Genomic DNA, 19,158 nt, shown 5'->3' on the forward strand with positions numbered 1-19,158 from the left:
ACCACCATGGACCAGAAAGCACTGATCAACTGCCTGAACGACCTGATCGAAACCTGCAAGGACGGCGAGTTCGGCTTCCGCAGCACGGGCGAGCACCTGCACATCGCCGACCTGCAGCGCCTGTTCCTGGCGCGCGCCGAGGAATGCAGCCAGGCCGCCTCTGAACTGCAGGCGCTGGTGCTGCAGCTGGGCGGCAACGCGCAGGAGCGCGGTTCGGTTGCCGGGGCCGCGCACCGCGGCTGGGTCGCGGTCAAGGGCACGCTCGCCGGCTACAGCGACGTCGCCATGCTCGAGGAAGCCGAGCGCGGCGAGGACGTGGCCATCGAGCGCTACCGCGAGGCCCTGGCCAAGGAACTGCCGCCCGATGTGCGCGTGGTGGTCGAGCGCCAGTACGAAGGCGCCAAGCGCAACCACACGCAGGTGAGGGCGCTGCGCGACCAGGCCCGGGCGATGGCGGAGTGAGTCGTCCGATCGCGGCCCGCGCTGCGCGGGCCGCCCGCGCCGGGCAGCCCGTTCAGTGCCGCGCGTTCAGTGCCGCGCCGGTGGCTCGCCCGCGTATTCCTTGAGCCGGTTGTAGAGCGTCTTCAGGCTGATGCCCAGCACGGCGGCCGTGCGCTCCTTCTGCTGTTGGCAGTCGTTCAGCGTGGCCTCGATCAGCAGGCGCTCGGCCTGCGCCATCGACACGCCGACCGGCAGCGTGATGGCGGACGCCCCTGGGCCGGACAGGGCGGGGGCCGCTTCGGCGGCGGGCAGGGGCAGCCACTGCGCGTCGATGGACTCGCCGTCGGCCATGACATAGGCGCGGTGCACGGCATTGCGCAGCTCGCGCACGTTGCCGGGCCAGGGGTAGGCCGCGAGCTGGCGCAGGGCCGAGGCGTCGAAGCGCCGGACCCGGCCTTCGCGGCGCGAGATGTCCTCCAGGAAGTGCCGCGCGAGCAGGGGCACGTCGTCCAGGCGCTCGCGCAGCGGCGGCAGTTCGATGGGGAAGACCGCCAGGCGGTAGAGCAGGTCCTCGCGCAGCTTGCCCTGGGCCACGGCCTCGTGCGGGACGCGGTTGGTGGCGGCGATGATGCGCACGTCGGTCTGCAGGCTCTGCGTGGAGCCCACGCGCATGAAGCGGTGGGTTTCCAGCACGCGCAGCAGCTTGACCTGCAGGTCCAGCGGCATCTCGGTGATCTCGTCGAGGAACAGGGTGCCGCCACAGGCGCGCTCGAAGAAGCCCAGGTGCTGGCGGTCGGCGCCGGTGAAGCTGCCTTTCTCGTGGCCGAAGATCTCGCTTTCCATGAGGTGGGGCGAGATGGCGCCGCAGTTCACCGCGAGGAAGGGGCCGGCGTGGCGGCGGCTGAAGCCGTGCACGGTCTGCGCCACCAGTTCCTTGCCGCTGCCGCTTTCGCCGGTGATCAGCACCGTGACCGAGGTGGGCGCGACGCGGTGGATCTGCTCGTAGACGCGGCGCATGGCGGGGCTCTGGCCCCACAACAGGCCGAAGCGGCCGCCGTCGGCGGCGGGGTCGCGCGGCGCGGGGACCGGCGCCGCCGCGGCCTCGCCGGCGGCCCGGGCACCGCAGCGCGTGAGCACGCGCTGCAGCTGCTGCATGGCGATGGGCTTGACCAGGTAGTCGGCCGCGCCGCGGCGCATGGCTTCGATGGACGAGTCCAGGCTCGCGTGGCCGGTGACGAGCACGATGTCGGAGTCGTTGATCAGCTGAGGGTCGGAGAACAGATCGAGGCCGTTGCCATCGGGCAGCTGCAGGTCGAGCAGCACCAGGTCCGGTGGCTGCAGGGCGATCTGGCGGCGCGCGTCGCGCAGGGTGTGGGCGACGGCCACCGAGAAGCGGTCGGCGCGCACGAGTTCGCGCAGCGTGGTGGCGGAGTCGGTGTCGTCATCGACGATCAGCACATGGTTCATTCGTGGCGTTCTCCCTGGTGGTCTTGGCTGTCACGGGACTGGACCGGCCATCATGGGCGCCGCAGGGGCCAGCGTCTGTTTCGATATGTGTGCGCGCCGGGCACGTGGCTTGCCCCCTGCGGCCTGGTCCCCGGCGGAAACCGGCCATGACACGCGAGCGGCCGACGGACGGTCGGGCCGGCGCGGGCGGCCATCGGGGGCCCGACCCGCTCAATCGCCCCGCGGCGCGCGCTGCCCGCGCCGGCGCGCGGACACGCAGGTGAACTCGGCGCCGATGAGAAAGACCTGGGCGCAGAAGTACACCCACATCAGCAGCGCCACCAGCGAGGCCGCCGCGCCAAAGGCGGAGAGCACGGCGCTGCCGCCGATGTACCAGCCCAGCGCGGTCTTGCCGAGCGAGAACAGCAGGGCCGCCACGGCCGCGCCCAGCCAGATGTCGCGCCAGGGCAGGCTCAGGCGCGGCATGCCTTTGTAGAGCGCGGCGAACACGGCGGTCATGAGCGCCAGGCTGAGGGCGAAGTTGAAGGCCTCGGCCAGCCCCGGCAGTCCGGGCGCGAGCCAGGCCGGCCACCACCAGGTGGTGGCCGCGGCCAGCGCCGCGCTCAGCGCGATGGAGCCCATCAGCAGCAGGCCGCAGGCCAGGATGGCCACGACGGCGAGCGCCCGCGCGCGCAGGCCCACCCACCAGGGCGGCGGCGGCAAGGATTCGCTGCGCCAGATGCGGTCCAGCGCCGACTGCAGCTCGGCCAGCACGGTGGTGGCGCCGAACAGCAGGGCGGCCCCACCGGCCAGGCCCGCCCACCCCGCCTCGGGCCGGTGCAGGGCTTGCAGCACCGATTGCACCGAGCGCGCAGAGGCTTCGCCGATGAGCGGCGCGAGGCGGTGCGTGAGTTCGCCGGTGGCCGCCCGCTCGCCGAAGAACAGGCCGGCCACCGAGACCGCGATCAGCAGCAACGGGGCGGCGGAGAACAGCGCGTAATAGGCGATGGCCGCACCCATGCTGGTGGCGCCGTCGTCGCGCCAGGCGGCGTAGACCTCGCGCAGGAAGGACCAGGCGGCGCGCATCGCCGGCCTCACGGCGCGGCGGCCGTGGCCGCAGGCCTGCGCTGGTGGTCGAGCAGGTGGCTGATCTGCAGCGGGCTCACGGGTTTGGTCAGGTGCAGGTCGAAGCCGGCCTCCAGCGCGAGCTCGCGGTCGTGCAGCTGGCTCCAGCCGGTGACGGCCACCAGCAGCGTGTTCCCGCCCCCGGGCGAGCGGCGGATCTCGCGCGCCACCTGGTGGCCGGTGCGCCCGGGCATGCCGATGTCGAGCAGGCAGACGTCGGGGCGCTCCTCGCGCCACCGGGCCACGGCCTCGTCTCCGTCGTAGGCCATGTGCACTTCGTGGCCGTCGGCGTGCAGCAGGGCGGCCAGGGTGTCGGAGGCGTCGCGGTTGTCGTCGGCGATGAGCACGCGCAGGCGCCGCCGCTCGCGCGTGGCCGGCTCGTCGCCCCCGGCCGGCGCCGGCACAGAGGCCTGGCCCGCCGGCAGGCGGACGGTGAACACGCTGCCCTGGCCGACGCCGTCGCTGGCGGCCGTGAGCGTGCCGCCGTGCAGCTCCACCAGCCCCTTGGACATGGCCAGGCCGATGCCCAGCCCGCCGCTGGTGCGCTCGCCCGCGTGGTGCAGCTGGGCGAACATGCGGAAGGCCTCGGGGATGGAGTCGGGCGGGATGCCGATGCCGTTGTCGCGCACTTCGATGACGATGGCGTCGCCGCGCTGGCCGGCGTGCAACTCGATGGTGCCGCCCGGGTCGGTGTACTTGGCGGCGTTGGTGAGCAGGTTGCCCACCACCTGCGCCAGGCGCAGGGGGTCGGCGTCGAACACGGTGGGCCGCTCGTCGACGAAGCTCAGCAGCTGGTGGCCCTTGGCGTCGATCAGCGGGCGGGCCGTTTCCACCGCCGAGGCCAGCACGCCAGCCAGGTCGGTCGGCGAGCGGCGCAGGGCCAGCGCGCCGCGCGTGATGCGCGAGACGTCGAGCAGATCGTCCAGCAGCAGGGCCATGTGCGAGACCTGGCGGTCGATGACCTCGCAGCTCCAGCGTTTCTGCTCCTCGCTGGCGTGTGGCGACATGGCCAGCAGCGTGGCCTGGCGGATCGGCGCGAGCGGGTTGCGCAGCTCGTGCGCGAGCGTGGCCAGGAACTCGTCCTTGCGGCGGTCGCTGTCGCGCAGCAGCTGTTCGTTGCGCATGCGCTCGGAGATGTCGGTGAACCACACGCCCAGGCCGTCGGGAATGGGCGAGGCGATGCAGTGCAGCCAGCGCGGCTCGGCGCCCGCGTGGTCGACGGCGTCGAACTCGCAGGTGTGGGCCGATTCGATGGCGGTGACGCAGTAGCTGAAGGCGGGGTGGCCCATCCAGCGGCAGCTGGCGTTCTGCAGCACGCGCTGGCCCACCACCTCGCCCGGCGCGCAGTCCAGCGCCTGCGCGGCCGCGCGGTTGAGGTAGACCCACAGAAAGTCGACGATGCGCTCGCCCTGCCGCACGGGTCGCAGGATGACGAAGGGCGCGCCGGAAGACGTGAGCACGGCCTCGAAGCGCCCCTGCGTGGCGAGCAGCTCGTCCCGGGTGTGCGCGCGTTCGGTGAACATGGCGGCCTTGCGGGCGCAGATGTCGGCCAGGCGGTGCTCGCGCTCGGTGGCTGGGCGCGATTCGTCCAGGTGCACGGTGATGGCCCCCAGCACCTGGCCCTGGGAGCTGATCAGGGGCGTGCTGTGGACCGCGCGGATCGCCTGGGTCTCGAAGAAGTCGCGGCAGGCCTTGAAGGTCTCGCTGGCGCGGGTGTCTTCCACCACCACGCGCGCGCCCTGGCGGCAGGCCTCGGCGCAGGCGCCGGTGCTCAGGCCCTCGGCCATGGCGAGCGCGGCATCGTCGAAGCCCAGGCTGGCCTCGACGCGCAGGCCGTCCGCGCCGGGCTCACACAGCGCGACCATGCCACGGCGCGCGCCGTGGAAGTGCACCAGGGCGGCCAGGATCATGCGCAGCTGCCGCGCGAGCTGCGGCGTCTCCAGCAGTTGCGTGCTCAGTTCGTGCAGGTGGTTCAGGTCATCGACCTGCTGGCTGAGCTGTTCGCGCGCGGCCTCCAGCTGGGCGTCGACCCGTTTGCGCTCGGTGACGTCCACGCAGGCGCCGCGCAGGCGCACCGCGCGCTGGCCGCGCCAGACGACGTGCACGCGCAGCAGCAGCTGCCGGGGCGGCGCGCCGTCGGCCGAGGGCACGCTCAGTTCGCGCTCGTAGTAGGCCGCGCCCTCTTTCAATCGCCGCTTGATGTGCTCGCGGCTGTCGGCCAGCAGGTGGGGCGGGATGCGCGCGGTCCAGTCGTCCAGGGGCACGGCCCCATTCGACACCGGCGCCCCGGCCAGCCGGGCCAGCACGGCCGAGGCCCGCACGGTCCGCTCCACGAGGTCGATGTCGAACACGCCGATGCCCGTCCCCTCGATGGCCATGGAGAGCCGGTCTTCCGCCAGGGCCGCACGCGCCCGCGTGATGCGCAGCGACCCCCCCAGGCCGACCAACAGCCCGCCCAGCAGCAGGTAGAGCGCCAGTCGCATCGGGTCGGCGCCGTTGGGGCTGGTCCAGGCGTCCAGCGCGGCCAGGGGCCAGCCGGTGCCGATGGCCCCGGCCAGCAGCAAGAGCACGCCGGGCCCCGGGCCCAGCGCGGCGGCCGCCACGGCAGCCGCCGGCAGGTAGAACACGAAGGGCCGCAGAGCGCCCACCGACGGCCACAGCAGCCAATGGAGCGCGCCGGCCAGCAGGGCGATCACCAGGGCGATGGCATACCGTTGCGCATTCGACATTTCCTTACCGTAGCGCCATTGGTTCATGGTGTCCGTATCCAGAAGAAAGCGTGGGCGCCCGGTCATCGGTGCCGGCGCCGGGAAAGGAACGTTCGCGGCGGCCTCCGGCTCCATGCGAAAAGGACGTTGCGATGGAACGCACCACCCCGACCCTCTCCCTGTGGCAACGCGCCCTGCGCCAGATGGCCGGTCTGCTGGCGAGGCCGGGACGCGACACGGCGGCCCGGGTGGCGCCACCGGGCGACGCGGACTGGGCGGCCCGCTCGGCGGTGGGCGAGGAAGACCCCGGCGCCAGCGTGGATCTGCTCGACACCCGGCCGCCGTCGCCGGAGGCGATCAGGGCGGGTGGGCCGCCGCGCGGCTGAGGCGACCGCGCGCCGGCGGCGGGGGCTCGGTCGGGCCGGGCACCGGCGGCGCGGGCGGCGGATCGCCCATCGGCGGCGGCACGGGATCGGTGAGGGGCGGTGGCGCAGGGGGCTGCACGGGTTGAGGAGGCGGTGTGGGCGGCATGGTGAGGCCGGGCCGGCAAAGGGCGTGCCCGGTGGCGGGGGCGCCCTGGGCGCGCCGCTTGCCAGCGGGCGGCACCTCCCGCCCTCAACCCCTTTGGAAAGGACCTCCCCATGAACCAAGTCAGTGAAGTGATGACCCGTGGCGTGCGCACCCTGTCGCCGCAAGACACCCTGCGCCTGGCCGCCCAGGCCATGGAAGAGATGGAAATCGGCTCCCTCCCCGTGTGCGATGGCCAGCGCCTGCTCGGCATGGTGACCGACCGCGACCTCGTGGTGCGTGGCGTGGCCCAGGGGCTGGCGCCCGAGCGCACCACCCTGAGCGAGGTGATGAGCCCGCATGTGCAGTGGTGCTACGAGGACCAGTCCATCGAAGAAGCCGCCCAGCTGATGTGCGACGCGCAAATCCGCCGCCTGCCGGTGGTGGACCACGACAAGCGCCTGGTGGGCCTGCTGTCCTTGGGCGACGTGGCGGTGAAGGCCGGCCCCGGCGACGCCGCCCAGGCCCTGCGGGACATCTCGCGGCCCGCACAGCCGGAGCGCGGCGGCCTGTCGCAGGCCAGTGGCCCGGCGGGCGGCGGCGCCGACGCCGCCGGGCGACGCTCATGAACCTTTGGAGGCGCTGCCCCTGGGCGGGGGCAGTTCCTTCGCCATCGTCAGGTGGCGCCGCAGGCCGGGCAGGCCGCGCGAAGCGAAGGCCTTGACGTCCGGGTCGTCGGCCCGGGCGGCGGCCTTGTCGAACAGCTTGATGGTGTCTTCGTGGGCATCGATGCCGAACGCCTCGACGTAGCGGCGGTGAAAGGTATCGCCCTGCGAGGTGGACAGCAGCTTGAGCCGGCCGCGCTGCAGCATGGAGGCCTCGCGCGGTAGTTCCACGCCCTTGGCGCGGGCCAGGGTGGCGAGCTCTTCGGCCAGTCGGGTGTGTTCGTCCACCATGGTCTGCGCGAAGCGCTGGACCTGCGGGTCGCTGGCTTTCTGCACGGCCAGGCGGCTGGCCTCGATCTCGGCGTGGCCGTTCTGCGCGGCCTGTTCCATGAAGCCGCTGTCGGCCCGGCTGGCGCGCGCGTCGGCCGGCGGCGGGCTGGGCGAGGCGCCCGTCTGCGCCCAGGACGGCAGCGAGAGCAGGGGCAGCGTGGCGAGTGCGATGGCGCGGCGGCGATGAAGTCGGGTCATGGCGGAATCTCCGGTGAACGAAAGGGCCCCGCGGGCGGCAAGCCGGGTGCCTGTGCCACGGCGCTTCCGCCACGGCGGCGGCCGGGCACAGACCTTGCCGCCCCACCGGCGCGGGCCCTTCCCCCCCGCGATGCAGGAGTCCCCATGAAAAAGTCCCGTGCCGCTGTCGATCTGCCCGCCACGCTGGAGCGCTCCTCCCCCAAGGCCCAGCGCACCTACGCCAAAACCCTGCTCAGCGCCGAGCAGCAATACGGCCCGGGCGAGCGCGCCAGCCGAACCGCCTTCGCCACGCTCAAGCGCGGCTTTGAAAAGGTGGACGACCGCTGGGTGGCCAAGCGGCGCAAGGGCCCCTCGGACCCGCGATCGGCCGGCCCACGCTCGGCTGCCCGCCGCAACCGGGGCGAGACCTACGGGGGCGTCGACGGCATCGGCCACACCCGGGCCGAGCTGTACCGTCGCGCCGCCGCCCTGGGCATCCGGGGCCGCTCCACCATGCGCAAGGCCGAACTGGCCAAAGCGATCGGCGACCAGCAAAAACCCTGAGCCGCGCCAGCGGCGCCAGCGCCCAATGGGCGGAATTGGGCCGGTTTTGCGTGCGCTGCTTGGCGCCTAGGCTGCACGGCCTGATCGCACAATAGCCCCTGGCGGTATCCGTTGCCCGGCCAATGGGCTGTGTCCCGGATGCCATCGGGGGCGCGGTGCGCTCGCTAGAATGAATTTCATGGCTTCGCAGATACCCAAGAAACCAGAGACCCCGGCGGCCCCGCCCGCGACGGGCAGCGACGATGCGGTCGTGCTGGAACGGCGCACCCAACGCGTCCAGCCGCCCCAGATGTACCAGGTGGTGCTGCTCAACGACGACTTCACCCCCATGGAATTCGTCGTGCAGGTCATCCAGGAGTACTTCAGCAAAGACCGTGAAACGGCCACCCAGATCATGCTGAAGATTCACCTGGAGGGAAAAGGGGTTTGCGGCGTGTATTCGCGCGACGTGGCCAGCACCAAGGTAGATCAGGTGCTGCAGGCCGCCCGCTCGGCGGGTCACCCCTTGCAATGCTTGAGCGAACCTGTTGAATAAGCGTTCAAGCTCCCCATCTAGACCCTACATTCGTCTCAGGACGCGTATTCCGACCCCCAGCACAAAGGACGTGCCACATGATTGCCCAGGAACTTGAAGTCAGCTTGCACATGGCCTTCGTTGAGGCCAGGCAGCAGCGGCACGAATTCATCACGGTGGAACACCTGCTGCTGGCCCTGCTCGACAACCCCAGCGCCGCCGAGGTCTTGCGCGCCTGCTCGGCCAACATCGACGACCTGCGCAAGTCCTTGACCAACTTCATCAAGGACAACACCCCGCAGGTGGCCGGCACCGACGAGGTCGACACCCAGCCCACCCTGGGTTTCCAGCGCGTGATCCAGCGCGCCATCATGCACGTGCAGTCCACCGGCAACGGCAAGAAGGAAGTCACCGGCGCCAATGTGCTCGTGGCCATCTTCGGCGAAAAGGACTCGCACGCCGTGTACTACCTGCACCAGCAGGGCGTCACCCGCCTGGACGTGGTGAATTTCATCGCCCACGGCATCCGCAAGAGCGACCCGCCCGAGCCGACCAAGTCGAACGAGAGCGCCGCCGAGAACGAAGAGGCCACCGAAGCCAAGGGCAACGAGAAGGCCTCGCCGCTGGAGCAGTTCACCCAGAACCTGAACCAGATGGCCAAGGACGGCAAGATCGACCCGCTCATCGGCCGCGAGTACGAGGTCGAGCGCGTCATCCAGATCCTGTGCCGCCGCCGCAAGAACAACCCGCTGCTGGTGGGTGAGGCCGGCGTGGGCAAGACGGCCATCGCCGAGGGCCTGGCCTGGCGCATCACCCAGGGCGACGTGCCGGAGATCCTGGCCGAGTCCAACGTGTACTCGCTGGACATGGGCGCGCTGCTGGCCGGCACCAAGTACCGCGGCGATTTCGAGCAGCGCCTCAAAGGCGTGCTCAAGTCGCTCAAGGACAAGCCCAACGCGATCCTGTTCATCGACGAGATCCACACCCTGATCGGGGCCGGCGCGGCCTCGGGCGGCACGCTGGACGCGTCCAACCTGCTCAAGCCGGCGCTGTCCAGCGGCCAGCTCAAGTGCATCGGCGCGACCACCTTCGCCGAGTACCGCGGCATCTTCGAGAAGGACGCGGCCCTGTCGCGGCGCTTCCAGAAGGTCGACGTGGTCGAGCCCACGGTCGAGCAGACGGTGGACATCCTCAAGGGCCTGAAATCGCGCTTCGAGGAGCACCACAACGTCAAGTACGCCGTGGCGGCCCTGCAGGCCGCGGCCGAGCTGTCCGCCAAGTACATCAACGACCGCCACCTGCCCGACAAGGCCATCGACGTGATCGACGAGGCCGGCGCGGCGCAGCGCATCCTGCCGGCGTCCAAGCGCAAGAAAACCATCTCCAAGAGCGAGGTCGAGGAGATCGTGGCCAAGATCGCGCGCATCCCGCCCGCGAACGTGTCCAACGACGACCGCGGCAAGCTGCAGACGCTGGAGCGCGACCTCAAGAGCGTGGTGTTCGGCCAGGACAAGGCGCTGGAGGTGCTCGCCGCCAGCGTGAAGATGGCGCGCTCGGGCCTGGGCAAGGCGGACAAGCCGATCGGCGCCTTCCTGTTCAGCGGTCCCACCGGCGTGGGCAAGACCGAAGCGGCCAAGCAGCTCGCCTACATCATGGGCATCGAGCTGATCCGCTTCGACATGTCCGAGTACATGGAGCGCCACGCGGTGAGCCGACTGATCGGCGCGCCTCCGGGCTACGTGGGCTTCGACCAGGGCGGCCTGCTGACCGAGGCCATCACCAAGAAGCCGCACTGCGTGCTGCTGCTTGACGAGATCGAGAAGGCGCACCCGGACATCTTCAACGTGCTGCTGCAAGTGATGGACCACGGCACGCTGACCGACAACAACGGACGCAAGGCCGACTTCCGCAACGTGATCATCATCATGACCACCAACGCGGGGGCCGAGACCATGAACAAGGCCACCATCGGCTTCACCAACCCGCGCGCCGCGGGCGACGAGATGGCCGACATCAAGCGCCTGTTCACGCCCGAGTTCCGCAACCGCCTGGACGCCATCGTGAACTTCAAGGCGCTGGACGAGCAGATCATCCTGCGCGTGGTCGACAAGTTCCTGCTCCAGCTGGAAACGCAGCTCGCCGAGAAGAAGGTGGAAGTGACCTTCACCGACACGCTGCGCCAGCACCTGGCCAAGAAGGGCTTCGATCCGCTGATGGGCGCGCGCCCGATGCAGCGCCTGATCCAGGACACGATCCGCCGTGCGCTGGCCGACGAGCTGCTGTTCGGCCGCCTCACCGAAGGTGGTCGACTCACCGTGGACCTGGTCACCAAGACCGGCGAAGACGGCAAGGAAACGCAGGAAGTCGATCTGGACATCCAGCCGCTGCCGAAGAAGGAAGGCAAGGCCAAGCCGGAGGAGGCGACGGAGGTCTGAACCCGGCCGGTGCCAGGCACCTGCATTGCCTCAGATGCCCCGCGGAAGCGGGGCATTTTTTTTGGTTACGTTTCCGTCATCGGTGAGGTGACGGGTGCACCGCCATCTCATGCATTGGAGGTCTAGACTGCGCGTCCGGCGTCAGTCTTCAACGAACGCATTCAGGAGATGACATGTCCATTCCTGATCCCCTGTCCAGCGACGCGCGCGCGCATCTGCGCACCCAGTTGCACCACCGCCGCGAACAGCTCATTGCCCGCTTGCACCGGCGTGATCTGTCCGCCCTGGAAACCGACGACACCCTTGAAGCCGTCGATCGCATCGACAGCGCGATGGCGGGCCTCGACGAGCCCACGCCGGGCTGTTGCGTGTGGTGCGCGCAGCCCATTGCCCTGACCCGGCGCACCCTGATACCGCATGCGACGCTGTGCACGGCGTGTGCGCTGATGGGGGAGGGCCGGCGTCGCGGCGAGCGTTCCGGGCCCTCGTCGATCTGGGGCGAAGAGCTGCTGGCGGAGCTGGGGTAGCGCGCCTCCATTGGGCTCAGCCGGCGCGCGCCGGGCGCGCTGGCCGGCGGCAGGGGTCAGCGCTTGCCGCCCAGCAGCCCGCCCAGCACCCCGCGCAGAATCTGCCGCCCCAGGCCGCTGGCCACGGTGCGGGCGGCGGTCTTGGCCATGGTCTGCACCAGGCCGTCGTACTGGCCGCCGCGCGGGCCGGTGCGGCCGAACAGCACCTCGTTGATGACGCTCTTCTCCTCGGCGGCCGGCGCGTCCTTGGCCGCGCCGGGGATGCGCGGGGTCTTGACGGCGGGCTTGCCCCCGGCTGCCTCGGCCGCTTCCTCGCTGCCACCGCCGGCGCGCCCGCGGAAAATTTCGAACGCGCTCTCGCGGTCCACCAGCTTCTCGTACGTGCCGGCCACCAGCGAGTCCTGGATCAGGGCGCGCCGCTGCTCGGGCGTGATGGGGCCGATCTGGCTGCCGGGCGGCACCACGTAGGCGCGCTCGGTTTCGCAGGGGCGGCCCTTGGTGTCGAGGAAGCTCACCAGGGCCTCGCCCACCGCGAGTTCGGTGATGGCGGCCTCGATGTCCAAGCCGGCCTTGGGCCGCATGGTCTGGGCGGTGGACTTCACCGCCTTCTGGTCGCGCGGCGTGAAGGCGCGCAGCGCGTGCTGCACGCGGTTGCCGAGCTGGCCGAGCACGCTGTCGGGGATGTCCAGCGGGTTCTGCGTCACGAAGTACACGCCCACGCCCTTGGAGCGCACCAGGCGCACCACGAGCTCGATGCGCTCGACCAGGACCTTGGGCGCTTCGTCGAACAGCAGGTGCGCCTCGTCGAAGAAGAACACCAGCTTGGGCTTGTCGGGGTCGCCGATCTCGGGCAGGGTCTCGAACAGTTCCGAGAGCATCCACAGCAGGAAGGTGGCGTACAGGCGCGGCGCGTTGAGCAGCCTGTCGGCCGCGAGGATGTTGATCACCCCCTTGCCGTCCACGGTCTGCATGAAGTCGGCGATGTCGAGCATGGGCTCGCCGAAGAACTTGTCGCCCCCCTGCGATTCGACCTGCATCAGCCCGCGCTGGATGGCGCCGATGGAGGCGGCGCTGATGTTGCCGTACTCGGTGGTGAACTGCTTGGCGTTGTCGCCCACGTGCTGCAGCATGGCCCGCAGGTCCTTCATGTCGAGCAGCAGCAGGCCGTTGTCGTCGGCGATCTTGAAGATCAGGTTCAACACGCCGGACTGCGTGTCGTTCAGGTTCAGCATGCGCGCCAGCAGCAGCGGGCCCATGTCGCTGATGGTGGCGCGCACGGGGTGGCCCTGTTCGCCGAACACGTCCCACAGGGTGGTGGGGCATTCGGTGGGCTGGGGCAGTTCGATGCCGCGCTCGGCCAGCACGCCGGCCATCTTCTCGCCGATCTTGCCGGTCTGGCTGATGCCGCACAGGTCGCCCTTGACGTCGGCCATGAACACCGGCACGCCAATGCGCGAGAAGCCTTCGGCCATGGCCTGCAGCGTCACCGTCTTGCCCGTGCCGGTGGCGCCGGTGATGAGGCCGTGGCGGTTGGCCAGGCCGGGCAGCAGCTGGCAGGTGGTGTGGGCGTTCTTGGCGATCAGCAGGGGGTCGGCCATGGCGGGGTCCTGAGGGGGTGGGCGGGGCGCAAAGGGACGGGAAGGGGCGCAATCGTAAAATCGCGGGCTCATTAGATCAAAGCCAGCAGGCATTTCGAGGACTTCCCATGGCCGGACACAGCAAATGGGCGAACATCCAGCACCGCAAGGGGCGCCAGGACGAGAAGCGGGGGAAGATCTGGACCCGCGTGATCCGTGAAATCACGGTGGCCGCGCGCAGCGGCGGCGGCGACCCCGCCATGAACCCGCGCCTGCGCCTGGCCATCGAGAAGGCCAAGGCGGCCAACATGCCGGCCGACCGCATCAAGTACAACGTGGACAAGGCCTCGGGCACGCTGGAAGGCCTGTCGCTGGAGGAGATCCGCTACGAGGGCTATGGCATCGGCGGCGCGGCGGTGATCCTGGACACCATGACCGACAACCGCGTGCGCACCGTGGCCGAGGTGCGCCATGCCTTCAGCAAGTACGGCGGCAACCTGGGCACCGAAGGCTCGGTGGCCTTCCAGTTCAAGCACTGCGGCCAACTCATCTTCGCGCCCGGCACCTCGGAAGACGCGGTGATGGAGGTGGCGCTGGAGGCCGGCGCCGAGGACGTCATCACCGACGAGGACGGCGCCATCGAGGTGCTGACCGCGCCCGGCGACTTCGAGGCCGTGAAGGACGCGCTCGAAGCCAAGGGCCTCAAGCCCGAGATCGCCGAGGTGACCATGCGCGCCGAAAACACCGTGGCCCTGGCCGGCGAAGACGCCGCGCGCATGCAGAAGCTGCTGGACATCCTGGAAGACCTGGACGACGTGCAGAACGTCTACCACAACGCTGAAATCTCGGAATGAAGGTTCTTGTCATCGGCGGCGGCGGCCGCGAACACGCGCTCGCCTGGCGCCTGAAGCAGTCCGAGGGTGTGGACCAGGTGGTCGTGGCCCCCGGCAACGCCGGCACCGCGCGCGACCCGCAGCTCACCAACCTGCCCATCACCGACAAGGTGGCGCTGCGCGAATGGGTGCAGGCCAATGGGGTGGCGCTCACCGTGGTGGGCCCCGAGGCGCCGCTGGCGGCGGGCGTGGTGGACGAGTTCCGCGCGCACGGCCTGGCCATCTTCGGCCCCACGCAGAAGGCCGCGCAGCTGGAAAGCTCCAAGGCCTTCAGCAAGGCCTTCATGCAGCGCCACGGCATCCCCACGGCCGAGTACCAGGCCTTCACCGATCCGGTCCAGGCCCACGCCTACGTCGACGCAAAGGGCGCGCCCATCGTCGTCAAGGCCGACGGCCTGGCGGCCGGCAAGGGCGTGGTGGTGGCCATGACGGCGGCCGAGGCGCACGAGGCCATCGACTTCATGCTGTTGGACAACAAGCTCGGCGTGGCCCACAACGAAGGCGGCGCGCGCGTGGTCATCGAAGAGTTCCTGCAGGGCGAGGAAGCCAGCTTCATCGTGCTGTGCGACGGCGAGCACGCCCTGGCGCTGGCCACCAGCCAGGACCACAAGCGCCTGAAGGACGCCGACCAGGGTCCCAATACCGGCGGCATGGGGGCGTACTCGCCCGCGCCGGTGGTCACGCCGGCCGTGCACCGGCGGGCCATGGACGAGGTGATCCTGCCCACGCTGCGCGGCATGAAGGCCGACGGCATCCCCTACACCGGCTTTCTCTATGCGGGCCTCATGATCACGCCCGACGGTGCGGTCAAGACCCTGGAGTTCAACTGCCGCATGGGCGACCCCGAAACGCAGCCCATCATGATGCGGCTGCGCAGCAACTTCGCGCAGGTGCTGCTGGCCGCCACGCGCGGCGAACTCGATCGCGTGCAACTCGATTGGGACCCGCGTGTCGCGCTGGGCGTGGTAATGGCCGCGGCCGGATACCCGCTGGACCCGCGCAAGGGCGACGCCATCACCGGCCTGCCCGCCGACGAGGCCGACCGCATGGTGTTCCACGCCGGCACCGCGCAGGACGGTGCGGCGGTGCGGGTCTCTGGCGGGCGCGTGCTGTGCGTCACCGCACTGGCCGACTCGGTCGCGCAGGCGCAGCGCCGCGCCTATGAGGTGGTCGATGCGATCGCCTTCGACGGCATGCAATGCCGCCGCGACATCGGCTTTCGCGCGCTTTGATCGCCCCGGATCCGCACGGGCCCGTCCCGCTGCCGCCACCCCACGCGGTGCGCTTTCGCGCCTCCCGCCTGGCGCACCTGCTGCTGCGCCTGGCGGGCTGGCGCGTCGTCGAGGACGGCTTCCCGGCCCGCCAGGGCGTGGCCATCGTCTACCCGCACACCAGCAACTGGGATTTCGTGGTGGGCGTGTTGGCCAAATGGGCCATCGGCATTCCGGTGCGCTTTTGGGGCAAGGACACGCTGTTCGACGTGCCGCTGTTCGGCCGTTGGCTGCGCTGGCTCGGCGGCATCCCCATCGAGCGCCGTTCGCCGCGCGGCGCCGTGGGCGCCATGGTGCACACCATGCGCGAGGCCGTGGCGCGCGACGAACTGCTGTGGCTGGCGCTGTCGCCCGAGGGCACGCGACGGCGCACGCCGGGCTGGCGCAGCGGCTTCTACCGCGTGGCGCTGGACGCCGACGTGCCGCTGGCGCTGGTGGCCCTGGATTACAGTCGCCGGGAGGTGAGGGTGTGTGGCTTTCTGCGCCTGAGCGGCGACGCCGCGCGCGACTACGCCTGCCTGGCCGAGGCCTTCGCCGGGGTGCGTGGCCTGCGCCCCGCGCAGGCCAGCCCGGTGCAAGCCCTGCCCAAGCCTGATACGGTGTGAGCATGTCCGACAACCCGATCGCCAACGTCCGCGAATACCTCGTCGATCTGCAGGAGCGGATCACCTCCACCGTGGCCCTGGTCGACGGCGGCCAGTTCGTGGTGGACCGCTGGAAGAAAAAGCCCGGCGAGAAGCTCCAGGGCAGCGGCATCACCCAGATTCTGGAAGACGGCCCGGTGTTCGAGCGCGCGGGCTGCGGCTTCTCTCACGTGCGCGGGCGCCAGCTGCCGCCCTCGGCCACGCAGCACCGGCCCGAGCTGGCCGGCGCACCGTTCGAGGCCATGGGCGTGTCGCTGGTCTTTCACCCGCGCAACCCCTACGTGCCGACGGTGCACATGAACGTGCGCATGATCGCCGCCACGCCCAAGGGCGGCGCGCCCGTGTGCTGGTTTGGCGGCGGCATGGACCTCACGCCGTACTATGGTTTCGAGGACGACGCGCGGCATTTCCACCGCGCCTGCAAGGCCGCGCTCGACCCCTTCGGCGTCGACAAATACCCGCGCTTCAAGCGCTGGTGCGACGAGTACTTCTACCTGAAGCACCGCGATGAGCAGCGCGGCGTCGGCGGCGTCTTCTTCGACGACTTCTCCGAGCTCGGCTTCGACGGCAGCTTCGCCATGATGAGCTCGGTGGGCGACGCCTTCCTCGACGCCTACCTGCCCATCGTCGACCAGCGCAAGAACACCGCCTATGGCGAGCGCGAGCGCAGCTTCCAGCTCTACCGGCGCGGCCGCTACGTGGAGTTCAACCTGGTGTGGGACCGGGGCACGCACTTTGGCCTGCAGTCCGGCGGGCGCAGCGAGTCCATCCTGTTGTCCATGCCGCCGCTGGTGAGCTGGGCCTACAACCGCCAGACGAAGAAGGGCACGCCCGAGGACCGGCTCTACCGCGACTTCCTGGTGCGCCGGGACTGGGTCTGATGGCCGGTTCCGGTGCTCCGCTCCAGCGCGTCGGCATGTTCGGCGGCGCCTTCGATCCGCCGCACACCGCGCACCGTGCGCTGGCGCTGGCGGCGCTGGAGCAGCTCCGGCTGGACGCGTTGCACGTGATGCCCACCGGCCAGGCCTGGCACAAGGCGCGCACGCTGTCGCCGGCGCACCACCGCATCGCCATGTGCGAGCGCGCCTTCGGCGACCTGCCTCGGGCGCGCATCGACCGCCGCGAGACCGAGCGCCTGGGCCCCAGCTACACCGCCGACACGCTGGCGGAACTGCGCGCCGAGTATCCGCAGGCCACGCTGTACCTGGTGCTCGGCGCCGACCAGTTGCTCGCCTTCAAGTCCTGGGTGCGCTGGGAAGAGGTGCTGTCGCTGGCCACCCTGGCGGTGGCCAACCGGCCCACCGACATCGGCGCCCAGGCCCTGCGCGGCGATGCGCCGCTCATCGACCTCAGCCGCGTGGATCTGCCTTTCGTGCCGCTGCGCATGCCACTGCAGCACATCAGCGCCACCGCGCTGCGCGCCAAACTCGCCGCCGACCCGGCCGAGGGACCGCCGCTGGACCTGTTGGTCCCGGACGCGGTCGCAAGCTATATTTCACAGCACCACCTTTACCAGACCGCTTCATGACCAGCGAATCCGCCGCGAAGAAAGACATCCAGAAACTGCAAAGGGCCATCGTCGATGGCCTGGAGGACGTCAAGGGCCAGGACATCGTGGTCTTCAACACCGAGGAACTCTCGCCGCTGTTTGAGCGCGTGATCGTCGCCAGCGGTACCTCCAACCGGCAGACCAAGGCCCTGGCCGCCAGCGTGCGCGACGCGGTGCGCGAGGCCGGCTTCGACAAGCCGCGCATCGAGGGCGAGGACAACGGCGAATGGATCATCGTGGACTGCGGCCCGGCCGTGGCGCATGTGATGCAGCCCGCGATCCGCCAGTACTACCGGCTCGAGGAAATCTGGGGCGCCAAGCCCGTGCGCCTGACGTCGGCCGCGAAGAAGGCCGCCGCGGCGAAGAAGCCCGCCAAGCCGGCCGCTGAGCGCGCCGCCGAGGCCAAGCCGGTGTCGGCCAAGGCCGTGGCGCGCAAGGCCGCGGCCAAGGGCGCGAGCCGTGGCGCCACCCCGGCGGGCAAGGCCGCCCCGGCCAAGAAGGCGCCGGCCAAGAAAGCCGCGCCCAGCCGGGCCCCCGCCGCCAAGAAGGCGGCGCCCGCCAAGCCGCGCGCCGGCATGGCCAAGGTGGTGGTCAATGCCCCGGCGGCGAAGAAGAAGGCCTCGCCCAAGGCCGCCCCCTCGGCGGCCCGCAAGCCGGCCAGGCCCGCCGCCAAGAAGAAGGCATGAAGCTCGTGATCGTCGCGGTCGGGCAGAAGGTGCCCGACTGGGCCCAGACCGCCTACGACGATTACGCCAAACGCTTTCCCCCCGAGCTGCGCGTCGAGCTCAAGGCGGTCAAGACCGAGCCGCGCGGCTCCAAGACCACCGAGACCCTGTGGGCCGCCGAGCGCCAGCGCATCGAGGCGGCCATCCCGCGCGGGGCGCGCGTGGTCGCGCTCGACGAGCGCGGCACGCCGCTCACCACCCAGGCACTGGCCCAGCAGCTGCGGCAGTGGCAGCTGGGCGGGGACGACGTGGCCCTGGTGATCGGCGGGCCCGACGGCCTGGACCCGGCCTTTCGCGAGGCCGCGCACCAGCGCATCCGGCTGTCCGACCTGACCCTGCCGCACGCCATGGTGCGCGTGCTGCTCATCGAGCAGCTCTACCGGGCCTGGTCCATCAACGCGAACCACCCCTACCACCGCGAATGAAGCAACCAGGCCCCGGCGGCGAACCCTTTGTCTATCTGGCCTCCCAGAGCCCGCGCCGGCGCGAGCTGCTCACGCAGTGGGGCGTGCGCCACGAACCGCTGCTGCCCGACGCGGACGAGGACGCCGAGTCGCTGGAGGCCGCGCGGCCGAACGAGGCCCCCGCGCGTTATGTGCAGCGCGTCACCGCGCTCAAGCTGGAGGCCGCGCTCGCGCGCCTGAAGCGCCGCGGCCTGCCGCCGGCGCCCGTGCTGTGCGCCGACACCACCGTGGCCCTGGGCCGGCGCATCCTGGGCAAACCCGCCGACGCCGCCGAGGCACGGCGCATGCTGGCCGACCTGTCCGGCCGCACGCACCGCGTGCTCACGGCCGTGGCCGTGGGCCGGGGCGCGCGGCGCTGGGCCGCGCTCTCGACTTCCCTGGTGAGCTTCGACACGCTCACGCCGACGCAAATCCGCCGCTATGTCGAGGGCGGCGAGCCCATGGGCAAGGCCGGCGCCTACGCCATCCAGGGCCACGCGGGCCTGTGGGTGAGCCGCATCGCCGGCAGCCACACAGGCATCGTGGGCCTGCCCGCCTTTGAAACCGCCGGGCTGCTGCGCGCGGCCGGCCTTCCCATCCTCTGACGGGGCACAAGC

The 19,158-nt window shown here is 70.7% G+C and carries 20 protein-coding genes; 15 read left to right on the forward strand and 5 right to left on the reverse strand.

Annotated elements, in window-relative coordinates:
- The first annotated feature begins 6 nt into the window (after window positions 1-6).
- Entirely contained in the window at window positions 7-462 is a 456-nt protein-coding gene (locus DY262_RS01460; RefSeq protein WP_116957213.1) for a PA2169 family four-helix-bundle protein, read from the forward strand.
- Between the two features lie 66 nt (window positions 463-528).
- Here the strand turns inward: DY262_RS01460 and DY262_RS01465 are convergent, their stop codons facing one another.
- The 3 genes from DY262_RS01465 to DY262_RS01475 all read right to left on the reverse strand — a co-directional run bounded on the left by DY262_RS01465 (window position 529) and on the right by DY262_RS01475 (window position 5,768).
- On the reverse strand, window positions 529-1,908 hold the full coding sequence (locus DY262_RS01465; protein WP_116957214.1) for a sigma-54-dependent transcriptional regulator: 1,380 nt from the start codon (window positions 1,906-1,908) through the stop codon (window positions 529-531).
- 210 nt (window positions 1,909-2,118) lie between these two features.
- The gene (locus DY262_RS01470) at window positions 2,119-2,973 is read right to left on the reverse strand and encodes a YihY/virulence factor BrkB family protein (protein ID WP_116957215.1); all 855 of its coding nucleotides are present in this window, start codon (window positions 2,971-2,973) and stop codon (window positions 2,119-2,121) included.
- Window positions 2,974-2,981: 8 nt separating this feature from the next.
- Window positions 2,982-5,768, reverse strand: coding sequence for a hybrid sensor histidine kinase/response regulator (locus tag DY262_RS01475; RefSeq protein WP_181936374.1), 2,787 nt, complete (start codon window positions 5,766-5,768; stop codon window positions 2,982-2,984).
- A gap of 104 nt (window positions 5,769-5,872) precedes the next feature.
- On the opposite strand from DY262_RS01475, the gene DY262_RS01480 reads away from it, so the two are divergent.
- Both DY262_RS01480 and DY262_RS01485 read left to right on the forward strand, forming a co-directional pair.
- Window positions 5,873-6,106: a hypothetical protein gene (locus DY262_RS01480; protein ID WP_116957217.1), complete on the forward strand. Its 234-nt coding sequence runs from the start codon at window positions 5,873-5,875 to the stop codon at window positions 6,104-6,106.
- A gap of 255 nt (window positions 6,107-6,361) precedes the next feature.
- Entirely contained in the window at window positions 6,362-6,856 is a 495-nt protein-coding gene (locus DY262_RS01485) for a CBS domain-containing protein (RefSeq protein WP_116957218.1), read from the forward strand.
- Here the strand turns inward: DY262_RS01485 and DY262_RS01490 are convergent.
- Window positions 6,851-7,420, reverse strand: a complete 570-nt coding sequence (locus DY262_RS01490; RefSeq protein ID WP_116957219.1) for a DUF4142 domain-containing protein — start codon at window positions 7,418-7,420, stop codon at window positions 6,851-6,853. The genes DY262_RS01485 and DY262_RS01490 overlap by 6 nt on opposite strands.
- Window positions 7,421-7,564: 144 nt before the next feature.
- Between DY262_RS01490 and DY262_RS01495 the strand changes: the two genes are divergently transcribed.
- The 4 genes from DY262_RS01495 to DY262_RS01510 all read left to right on the forward strand — a co-directional run bounded on the left by DY262_RS01495 (window position 7,565) and on the right by DY262_RS01510 (window position 11,439).
- The gene (locus tag DY262_RS01495) at window positions 7,565-7,963 is read left to right on the forward strand and encodes a ChaB family protein (protein ID WP_116957220.1); all 399 of its coding nucleotides are present in this window, start codon (window positions 7,565-7,567) and stop codon (window positions 7,961-7,963) included.
- A 178-nt stretch (window positions 7,964-8,141) separates the two neighbouring features.
- Window positions 8,142-8,498 carry an ATP-dependent Clp protease adapter ClpS gene (clpS, locus tag DY262_RS01500; protein ID WP_070398300.1) on the forward strand — a complete coding sequence of 119 codons (357 nt, stop codon included), beginning with the start codon at window positions 8,142-8,144 and terminating at the stop codon, window positions 8,496-8,498.
- A 77-nt stretch (window positions 8,499-8,575) separates the two neighbouring features.
- Window positions 8,576-10,912, forward strand: a complete 2,337-nt coding sequence (gene clpA / locus DY262_RS01505) for an ATP-dependent Clp protease ATP-binding subunit ClpA (RefSeq protein ID WP_116957222.1) — start codon at window positions 8,576-8,578, stop codon at window positions 10,910-10,912.
- 173 nt (window positions 10,913-11,085) lie between these two features.
- Window positions 11,086-11,439 carry a TraR/DksA family transcriptional regulator gene (locus tag DY262_RS01510; RefSeq protein WP_116957223.1) on the forward strand — a complete coding sequence of 118 codons (354 nt, stop codon included), beginning with the start codon at window positions 11,086-11,088 and terminating at the stop codon, window positions 11,437-11,439.
- A 56-nt stretch (window positions 11,440-11,495) separates the two neighbouring features.
- Here the strand turns inward: DY262_RS01510 and DY262_RS01515 are convergent, their stop codons facing one another.
- Entirely contained in the window at window positions 11,496-13,037 is a 1,542-nt protein-coding gene (locus DY262_RS01515) for a helicase HerA-like domain-containing protein (RefSeq protein WP_116957224.1), read from the reverse strand.
- A gap of 107 nt (window positions 13,038-13,144) precedes the next feature.
- Here DY262_RS01515 and DY262_RS01520 point away from each other — a divergent pair, with 107 nt between their 5' ends.
- From DY262_RS01520 to DY262_RS01555, 8 genes are read left to right on the forward strand one after another with little or no spacing between them, the layout of a single operon-like run.
- Complete coding sequence (locus DY262_RS01520) at window positions 13,145-13,870, forward strand: YebC/PmpR family DNA-binding transcriptional regulator (protein WP_070398304.1); 726 nt, start codon at window positions 13,145-13,147, stop codon at window positions 13,868-13,870.
- Window positions 13,867-15,141, forward strand: coding sequence for a phosphoribosylamine--glycine ligase (purD, locus tag DY262_RS01525; protein ID WP_116957225.1), 1,275 nt, complete (start codon window positions 13,867-13,869; stop codon window positions 15,139-15,141). Before DY262_RS01520 ends, purD begins: the two co-directional genes overlap by 4 nt.
- A gap of 47 nt (window positions 15,142-15,188) precedes the next feature.
- Window positions 15,189-15,785, forward strand: a complete 597-nt coding sequence (locus DY262_RS01530) for a 1-acyl-sn-glycerol-3-phosphate acyltransferase (protein ID WP_245980764.1) — start codon at window positions 15,189-15,191, stop codon at window positions 15,783-15,785.
- A 2-nt stretch (window positions 15,786-15,787) separates the two neighbouring features.
- Entirely contained in the window at window positions 15,788-16,705 is a 918-nt protein-coding gene (gene hemF, locus DY262_RS01535) for an oxygen-dependent coproporphyrinogen oxidase (RefSeq protein WP_070398306.1), read from the forward strand.
- A complete protein-coding gene (gene nadD, locus DY262_RS01540) occupies window positions 16,705-17,352 on the forward strand; it encodes a nicotinate (nicotinamide) nucleotide adenylyltransferase (protein ID WP_116957226.1) in 648 nt (215 codons plus the stop codon). Before hemF ends, nadD begins: the two co-directional genes overlap by 1 nt.
- Entirely contained in the window at window positions 17,349-18,059 is a 711-nt protein-coding gene (gene rsfS, locus DY262_RS01545) for a ribosome silencing factor (protein WP_116957227.1), read from the forward strand. Before nadD ends, rsfS begins: the two co-directional genes overlap by 4 nt.
- Window positions 18,056-18,523 carry a 23S rRNA (pseudouridine(1915)-N(3))-methyltransferase RlmH gene (gene rlmH, locus DY262_RS01550; protein WP_070398309.1) on the forward strand — a complete coding sequence of 156 codons (468 nt, stop codon included), beginning with the start codon at window positions 18,056-18,058 and terminating at the stop codon, window positions 18,521-18,523. Before rsfS ends, rlmH begins: the two co-directional genes overlap by 4 nt.
- Window positions 18,520-19,146 (forward strand): Maf family protein, encoded by a 627-nt coding sequence (locus DY262_RS01555; protein WP_116957228.1) that lies wholly within the window; start codon window positions 18,520-18,522, stop codon window positions 19,144-19,146. The genes rlmH and DY262_RS01555 overlap by 4 nt, the downstream gene beginning before the upstream one ends.
- Window positions 19,147-19,158: the final 12 nt, after the last annotated feature.

Source organism: Hydrogenophaga borbori, assembly GCF_003417535.1.
Classification (GTDB): domain Bacteria; phylum Pseudomonadota; class Gammaproteobacteria; order Burkholderiales; family Burkholderiaceae_C; genus Hydrogenophaga; species Hydrogenophaga borbori.

What these genes read in the sequence shown, in the direction of transcription:
- DY262_RS01460 (WP_116957213.1), top strand. Translation starts at nt 7, where the DNA reads ATGGACCAGAAAGCACTGATCAACTGCCTGAACGACCTGATCGAAACC.
- DY262_RS01465 (WP_116957214.1), bottom strand. Translation starts at nt 1,908, where the DNA reads ATGAACCATGTGCTGATCGTCGATGACGACACCGACTCCGCCACCACG.
- DY262_RS01470 (WP_116957215.1), bottom strand. Translation starts at nt 2,973, where the DNA reads ATGCGCGCCGCCTGGTCCTTCCTGCGCGAGGTCTACGCCGCCTGGCGC.
- DY262_RS01475 (WP_181936374.1), bottom strand. Translation starts at nt 5,768, where the DNA reads ATGAACCAATGGCGCTACGGTAAGGAAATGTCGAATGCGCAACGGTAT.
- DY262_RS01480 (WP_116957217.1), top strand. Translation starts at nt 5,873, where the DNA reads ATGGAACGCACCACCCCGACCCTCTCCCTGTGGCAACGCGCCCTGCGC.
- DY262_RS01485 (WP_116957218.1), top strand. Translation starts at nt 6,362, where the DNA reads ATGAACCAAGTCAGTGAAGTGATGACCCGTGGCGTGCGCACCCTGTCG.
- DY262_RS01490 (WP_116957219.1), bottom strand. Translation starts at nt 7,420, where the DNA reads ATGACCCGACTTCATCGCCGCCGCGCCATCGCACTCGCCACGCTGCCC.
- DY262_RS01495 (WP_116957220.1), top strand. Translation starts at nt 7,565, where the DNA reads ATGAAAAAGTCCCGTGCCGCTGTCGATCTGCCCGCCACGCTGGAGCGC.
- clpS (WP_070398300.1), top strand. Translation starts at nt 8,142, where the DNA reads ATGGCTTCGCAGATACCCAAGAAACCAGAGACCCCGGCGGCCCCGCCC.
- clpA (WP_116957222.1), top strand. Translation starts at nt 8,576, where the DNA reads ATGATTGCCCAGGAACTTGAAGTCAGCTTGCACATGGCCTTCGTTGAG.
- DY262_RS01510 (WP_116957223.1), top strand. Translation starts at nt 11,086, where the DNA reads ATGTCCATTCCTGATCCCCTGTCCAGCGACGCGCGCGCGCATCTGCGC.
- DY262_RS01515 (WP_116957224.1), bottom strand. Translation starts at nt 13,037, where the DNA reads ATGGCCGACCCCCTGCTGATCGCCAAGAACGCCCACACCACCTGCCAG.
- DY262_RS01520 (WP_070398304.1), top strand. Translation starts at nt 13,145, where the DNA reads ATGGCCGGACACAGCAAATGGGCGAACATCCAGCACCGCAAGGGGCGC.
- purD (WP_116957225.1), top strand. Translation starts at nt 13,867, where the DNA reads ATGAAGGTTCTTGTCATCGGCGGCGGCGGCCGCGAACACGCGCTCGCC.
- hemF (WP_070398306.1), top strand. Translation starts at nt 15,788, where the DNA reads ATGTCCGACAACCCGATCGCCAACGTCCGCGAATACCTCGTCGATCTG.
- nadD (WP_116957226.1), top strand. Translation starts at nt 16,705, where the DNA reads ATGGCCGGTTCCGGTGCTCCGCTCCAGCGCGTCGGCATGTTCGGCGGC.
- rsfS (WP_116957227.1), top strand. Translation starts at nt 17,349, where the DNA reads ATGACCAGCGAATCCGCCGCGAAGAAAGACATCCAGAAACTGCAAAGG.
- rlmH (WP_070398309.1), top strand. Translation starts at nt 18,056, where the DNA reads ATGAAGCTCGTGATCGTCGCGGTCGGGCAGAAGGTGCCCGACTGGGCC.
- DY262_RS01555 (WP_116957228.1), top strand. Translation starts at nt 18,520, where the DNA reads ATGAAGCAACCAGGCCCCGGCGGCGAACCCTTTGTCTATCTGGCCTCC.